The following is a 5,930-nucleotide window of genomic DNA, read 5'->3' as shown; positions in this document are numbered from 1 at the left end:
GGATAAAACAATATCCCCGACTCTAGGAGAAATCAGGGATATAAGATTGGATAATTCAAATAAATTCTGTATTTAGATAGACGAAAATGATGAATAAAATTATACTTAATTTTTTTTTAATAATTAATTCCTCTTTTTCTGGGATATCTAGGCTAAAGCTCGCGCAGATACACAAAGAATTGCAGAAGTGGAGAATTAATTAACTTATAAATTTTGGGGGTTTGCGTTTCATTTGTGCTTGGGTTTGCTTTAATTTTTCTCTCCATTCGCGAATTGCGATCGCAGTTTTGGTTACGGGAGAAACATAACCTTCGGGAAGTTCTTCGCTGCTACTGCTACTATTTACACCAAGTCGCTGGGAAGTCATGCAGTTGGTAAGAGTGGGTAAATACGATTCCATTCCCAAATCCCACATGACATCTTCAGTGGTTTTATACCTTTCATCTAAGGAAATTTTCACCATCTTGGTTAAGACTTTGGCAAAATGTTCGCTAATTTGGACTTCTTTTTGCCAATCGATTTCTCCTGTATTCCCATCGTAATCAAATTCTAAAGGTGCTTTACCAGTCAGCAAGAATAGACTTGTGACACCAACTGCATAAATATCGCTTCCATAAACAGGACGTAGTGAAAATTGCTCTGGTGGTGCAAAACCCATTGTACCAACAAAATTGGTTGTCACACTTTTTGATAGCTCATCGCTGCTTTTCGCGAGTTCCTCTTTTACTGCTCCAAAGTCGATCAAAACTAACCTACCATCATCATCACACCGAAGTAAATTATGTGGCTTAATATCACGGTGAATTACGCCATTTTTGTGGATATATTGCAGTACTGGCAGCAATTCACGTAAAAATTGCTTCACTGCTTCTTCATTTTTAGGACCACTTTTACGGATGTCTCGCGCAATCGTGGAACCACGCACGTATTCTTGAACTAAGTAAAATTCGCCATTGGTTTCAAAATAATCCAATAACATGGGAATTTGGGAATGGGTTCCAAGTTTGCCGAGTGTTTTGGCTTCTTTTTCAAAACGCACACAAGCACGTTGCCAGCTTTTTGGTTTTGTCACTTTTGGACAAAGCTGTTTAATCACGCATAGGGGATTCCCTGGTAGATTCATGTTCTTGGCTAAGAACGTGACACCAAACCCTCCTCGACCTAAAATACGGAGGATTTCATAGCGATCGCGAAACAGTAGCTTGGAACCGCATAACTGCCCCAGTTGGGTTTCTTGTAAAATATCGTCGTGAAAATTTGATACTTTGTTAGGGAAACGAGTCATTAGGAATTCGGCGGGTTGGGGGTGAATAAATCAGGCTAACAGCTGAGATGAATAGCTACTTTGCAATGTCTTTAATTTATCCACAAATTATGTTTCCCGCTAGTGGCATTACCGTATCTTTGCAAAACTCTAAGGTTTTCTCTAAGCATCCGGAACCCACTCTTGAAAGGATGTAATTTATACAGTGAGACTATTGAAAATTAGTAGATTACCCAATATATCAGGGGCGGAATTACGCCACCCCGACAAATGATACGATTGATAAATCGATGGTTGGGATATTTGATTTTTGACTTAGGGAACTGCGATCGCAATCAAACTATTCTCTGGTAAAAAGCTCTGATAACATCCTTCATCCGAAAGCAGCAACAGTAATTCTAAGGAGTAATCGGGGGAAATTTGTAAATCTGCCCAAGGTATGGATAATTCTAAACAAGTGCCTAACCCAACTTGAGCGCGACTTGCACGGGAATGCCATTGGTCATGTTCCCCAGCTTCCTGAAACTGTACTGATTGCGAAAGTAAGTTAATTTGTAAATGGTGACGATATAAATAATTTACTGGTGCAATATCAGGAACTTCAGCTATGGGAATTGGACTGTTATGCATGGTTTGTTGGGGATAAAACCACAGTAAATTCAATTCCGGTGGTAATTCCTTTCCTGGTTGCACTCCCGTCTTAAAATCCAGCCGTAAGTAAAAATTCAAATGGTCTACACCATACCACAAACGCTGGATAATGCTGCTATTGTGCATGGTTCCCCTCGCACCACCAATTTCAATCCGTCCAGCTTTATCCCAGTCTTGCTCGTCACCTCTGCCATCGATAACGGGATGAATAAAGCCTTGGGGATGACAATCTCCCCTAGCTTCGTGACTCTCTAGCGGTTGCCGTAAATATCCGGGTATTGGTTCGTTTAATGCCTGGTAAATACCACAGAGATGTTCGCGAAATAGTTGGTCAAAAATAGCATCTTGGTTCGAGGAATGTCCCTCTCCAAACCACCAAAACCAATCGGAACCTTCAGCAGCATACAGTGCTTCCCAAACTGCGGGGTTGACTTCTTCAGTGGCTTCGGGATGTTTTGCCAGAACTTGCCGTGCGGCTGTCAGGTACTCCCAAGCGCGGTTTTTCACGGGGTCCCCAATCCAGGTTGTAAAGCTGCCATCAACCCAGGAACCGCTATGTAATTGTTCGCTAGGGATTGTTGCTGTAGGGGGATATTTGTCAATAAATTCGCTGACTGTGACTAGTTGGATATGTGGTTCATTACTGAGACTTTGATACAACGCTTCCAGGAAGGGTTTGCCATCTTCTTGGTAAAATTCCCAACAATTTTCTCCATCGAGGGCAATTGTCACCAACCAAGGTTGTTCAGAGTTCTTTTCCCTCTGCATTTTGTGTATGGCTTCTAAATGTCCAACTAAATCTGCTGCTGCTTGCTTAGGTGGCATTGAACCATAGGTAAAACCGATTAAATCTGATAAACGGTGATCGCGAAATGCGATCGCAACATCTCCTGTTGGAGTACTGAGACGATAAGGACGATAAAGTAATTCTGGTTCGAGAACGTTTCCAGCTCCATCACGGTGGAAAAAATGCTTCAATGTCCATCCCAAGACGGCTTCATCTGAGCAAATCCACTTAAATCCCTGCTTAATAATATACGGCAGTATTTCCGGACTTACAGACTGTTCGGAGGGCCATAGTCCTCGCGGTTCTCTGCCAAATCTATCTGTGTATAAATCCCAAGATTTACGTAAATGTCGGGGAATATCTTCCGCCCACTGAAATCTAGCATTAGGCAATGTCATATTCGACACAGCTATCCTTCCAGAATTCGTATCCGCAAGCAAAGGTAAAATTGGGTGAGTATAGGGAGTAGTTGTCACCTCCAATTGCCCATTTGCCTGCATTTTCCGATGTTGGGGAATAATGCGACTGAGAATTTCCCGTTGTTTTGAGTATATCCGTTGGCGATCGCTTAAAGTAAAACCCCTACCTTGCTGCAACCAAGTAGCAATTTCCGGATCATCCCAAAACAAAGGATCGATCCAAGCCAAATTGTGCCAAGCAAGTAAATCGCTGTAATCCTGGGGTTGCCAATTTTCCAAACACCAACTTTGTCCCTGTTCCTGACGCTGGTTGTATAATTCTGCGTAACGGGGATGGGGATCGATGAGAGTATGGTGATTGGCATCAAAAAAATGTTGAATAATAAACTCACACAAATTGCGAGACCCCATAGGGGACGCTTCGCGAACGAGTCTTTCCGTAGGTGTCAAACTTGCTTCTAAGTAAGGATCGAAAGCATTTCCAGCCACATAATCTTCAATCTGTAAAATTAGCGAAGGCACCAAATTCACCGTTTGGTGTAACTTCGGGTACTTCTCCAACAGTAGTACCAAATCCAAATAGTCCTTAGTTCCGTGTAATCTTACCCAAGGCAAGCGGTACTTTTGATGACCAGAAAAACCAGCACCACTAATACCAGGAGACTTATACAGAGGTTGATGTTGATGCCAAATAAAAGCGACGTAGAGAGGATGAGACATAAATTATAAATTGAGAATAGGGCAAGGGGAATAGGTAAAGGCAAAAGAAAGCAAAAATAAAAAGGGTTTCCAAACCAGGAGCATTTGAACTGGGGTAAGAAACTAACACCGTTCATTAGACATCTCCGAAAATTAATCATGTGTTACCCGCAACCCTTGTAGAGATGTAGCAATGCTACGTCTCTACGTCTTTTTCCGGAGATGTCCATTACTCTCTAAGTATATTTACGGGGATTATCTTTTTACTTTTTTCTTTCTACAATGCCCCTTCCCCTTGCCCCTTGAGCATTACCCTTAAAAGACTTGTTCAATTTCAGCAATTTCCGGAATCATCTCTTTCAGACGACGTTCCAAACCCATACGTAAAGTCATTGTAGAACTTGGGCAGCTACCACAAGCACCTTGTAAACGCAACTTAACAATAGGACCATCAAGTTCCACAACTTCCACATTACCACCGTCCGACATCAAGTAAGGACGCATCTCATCCAATACAGTTTCCACGTTTTCGAGAGTCAGTTCCATAATTTTTCACCTTGTAATTTAATGATGGTCTAATTAGACAAACAAGTTTTCAAGCGTTGCTATAACAATCCTAGACTGAATTAGGGAGAAGGGGTGAAGAGGCAAGGGAGATAATTACCAATTCCCAATCCCCAATATCCCACTATACTTTTGCTGGTTCCCACAGTTGGATATTCGAGTACTTAAATTCTGTAATGTTAGTCATTGGACTTTCTTGGATAACTGGTAAATAGTTATTGGTAAATTCCGGATGTGAATATTCGGGATACTTAATTAAAATACTTAAATTTATACTCTGTCTTACGGATTGGTGATGCATTGTAGTGATGCGATCGCAATAAATCATGCACAATATAAATGTAGTGGCAAGTTTAATTTAATTTAATCTAACCGATGACTTCCCCTGTACTCCAAAAACCATCGATACTCAAAGAGTCTTATGTTTTGCTAGACAACGTTAGTTGGGAGCAGTTAGAACAACTTGATATAAGTTTAGCAGGAACAGACGCAAGATTAAGTTACTTAGACGGTATTCTCGAAATTATGTCTCCACTTTCCGATGACCACGAAGACTCAAAAAGTACTCTCAGTACATTACTCGAAACCTATATGCGAGCCAAAAAAATTCGCTTTTATATTCGAGGAAGTGCAACACTAGGAAAAAAGGAGAATAACACGAGAAGCGAACCGGATGAATCTTATAACTTGGGGATAAAAAAACCTATTCCTGATTTGGTTTTAGAAATAACTGTAAGTAGTGGTGGAATTAACAAGCTGGAAATTTACAAGCGTTTAGGAGTAGCCGAAGTCTGGTTTTGGGAAGATGGTTTACTCTCGGTTTATGTTTTAGAATCTGGTGAATATCAACAAATTAATCAAAGTAATTTGCTACCCGATTTAGATTTAGAATTACTGGCAAAATATTCACGCATGTCTGACCAGTTTGATGCAGTTAATAACTATACAGAATTAATCCTCACCGATAAATAATTCCCGTAGGGGCAGGGTTTTCCTGCCCTTTATTATATTGATTATATTAATTTATATTTAATCAAAAATTTAATCAAAAACAAAAATATAAAAGAGACCTGATATATCGCGTCTTCTAAGGAAGTTGCGCTGAAAAGCCTATAAAACCGTGCTCTCTCATTTTCTTACAGCGCAACTTCCTTCCACACATAATGGGGAATGCGAAGCCCCCATTACCCGCTCTACACACAAATAATTGGTTTTCCCTTCACCCTGAGACTGTGCAGAAGAGCAAACCCAGGAAAAATCAAGCAAAAAATCCGGAATGCAACTGGATGAGATTGAATTAACAGTAGAAATTAATGGTGAAGGGCAGGTAAAATTACTTGGTAATGGTATAAAAGCTGGAGGGAAAGGAGGAATCAAGTTGACATTTAAAAGAAAGCCCGAAAATTAGGAATAGCAACTTAAAAATACAATTCTTGTGGAATGGGCATCTTGCCCGTTTATTTAATTAGGGGTACATCCCAGTTTTTATTCTTCCAAGAAAGATAAATAAATCATGAGAAAGTAAAGGGAAATTAAACGCGAACGC

5 protein-coding genes and 1 pseudogene are annotated in these 5,930 nt (G+C 40.4%); 2 read left to right on the top strand and 4 right to left on the bottom strand.

Annotated features, from left to right (window positions below; all coding sequences use genetic code 11):
* Nucleotides 1–199 precede the first annotated feature (199 nt).
* The 4 genes from CK510_RS24985 to CK510_RS33005 all read right to left on the bottom strand — a co-directional run bounded on the left by CK510_RS24985 (nucleotide 200) and on the right by CK510_RS33005 (nucleotide 4,718).
* Nucleotides 200–1,285, bottom strand: coding sequence for a serine/threonine-protein kinase (locus CK510_RS24985; RefSeq protein WP_095724253.1), 1,086 nt, complete (start codon nucleotides 1,283–1,285; stop codon nucleotides 200–202).
* A 294-nt stretch (nucleotides 1,286–1,579) separates the two neighbouring features.
* Nucleotides 1,580–3,841: a glycoside hydrolase family 57 protein gene (locus CK510_RS24980; protein ID WP_095724252.1), complete on the bottom strand. Its 2,262-nt coding sequence runs from the start codon at nucleotides 3,839–3,841 to the stop codon at nucleotides 1,580–1,582.
* 294 nt (nucleotides 3,842–4,135) lie between these two features.
* A complete protein-coding gene (locus tag CK510_RS24975; RefSeq protein ID WP_095724251.1) occupies nucleotides 4,136–4,366 on the bottom strand; it encodes a NifU family protein in 231 nt (76 codons plus the stop codon).
* 142 nt (nucleotides 4,367–4,508) lie between these two features.
* Entirely contained in the window at nucleotides 4,509–4,718 is a 210-nt protein-coding gene (locus CK510_RS33005; protein ID WP_211293298.1) for a hypothetical protein, read from the bottom strand.
* Nucleotides 4,719–4,759: 41 nt separating this feature from the next.
* On the opposite strand from CK510_RS33005, the gene CK510_RS24970 reads away from it, so the two are divergent.
* Together CK510_RS24970 and CK510_RS34105 are read left to right on the top strand one after the other, a co-directional pair.
* Nucleotides 4,760–5,356, top strand: a complete 597-nt coding sequence (locus CK510_RS24970) for a Uma2 family endonuclease (RefSeq protein ID WP_095724250.1) — start codon at nucleotides 4,760–4,762, stop codon at nucleotides 5,354–5,356.
* Nucleotides 5,357–5,618: 262 nt separating this feature from the next.
* Nucleotides 5,619–5,792 (top strand): annotated as a pseudogene (locus CK510_RS34105) (Pepco domain-containing protein); the annotation flags it as partial.
* Between the last annotated feature and the right edge of the window lie 138 nt (nucleotides 5,793–5,930).

The sequence above is a fragment of the Brunnivagina elsteri CCALA 953 genome (assembly GCF_002289455.1).
Classification (GTDB): domain Bacteria; phylum Cyanobacteriota; class Cyanobacteriia; order Cyanobacteriales; family Nostocaceae; genus Brunnivagina; species Brunnivagina elsteri.
This window is presented reverse-complemented; position numbering and strand designations above follow the sequence as displayed.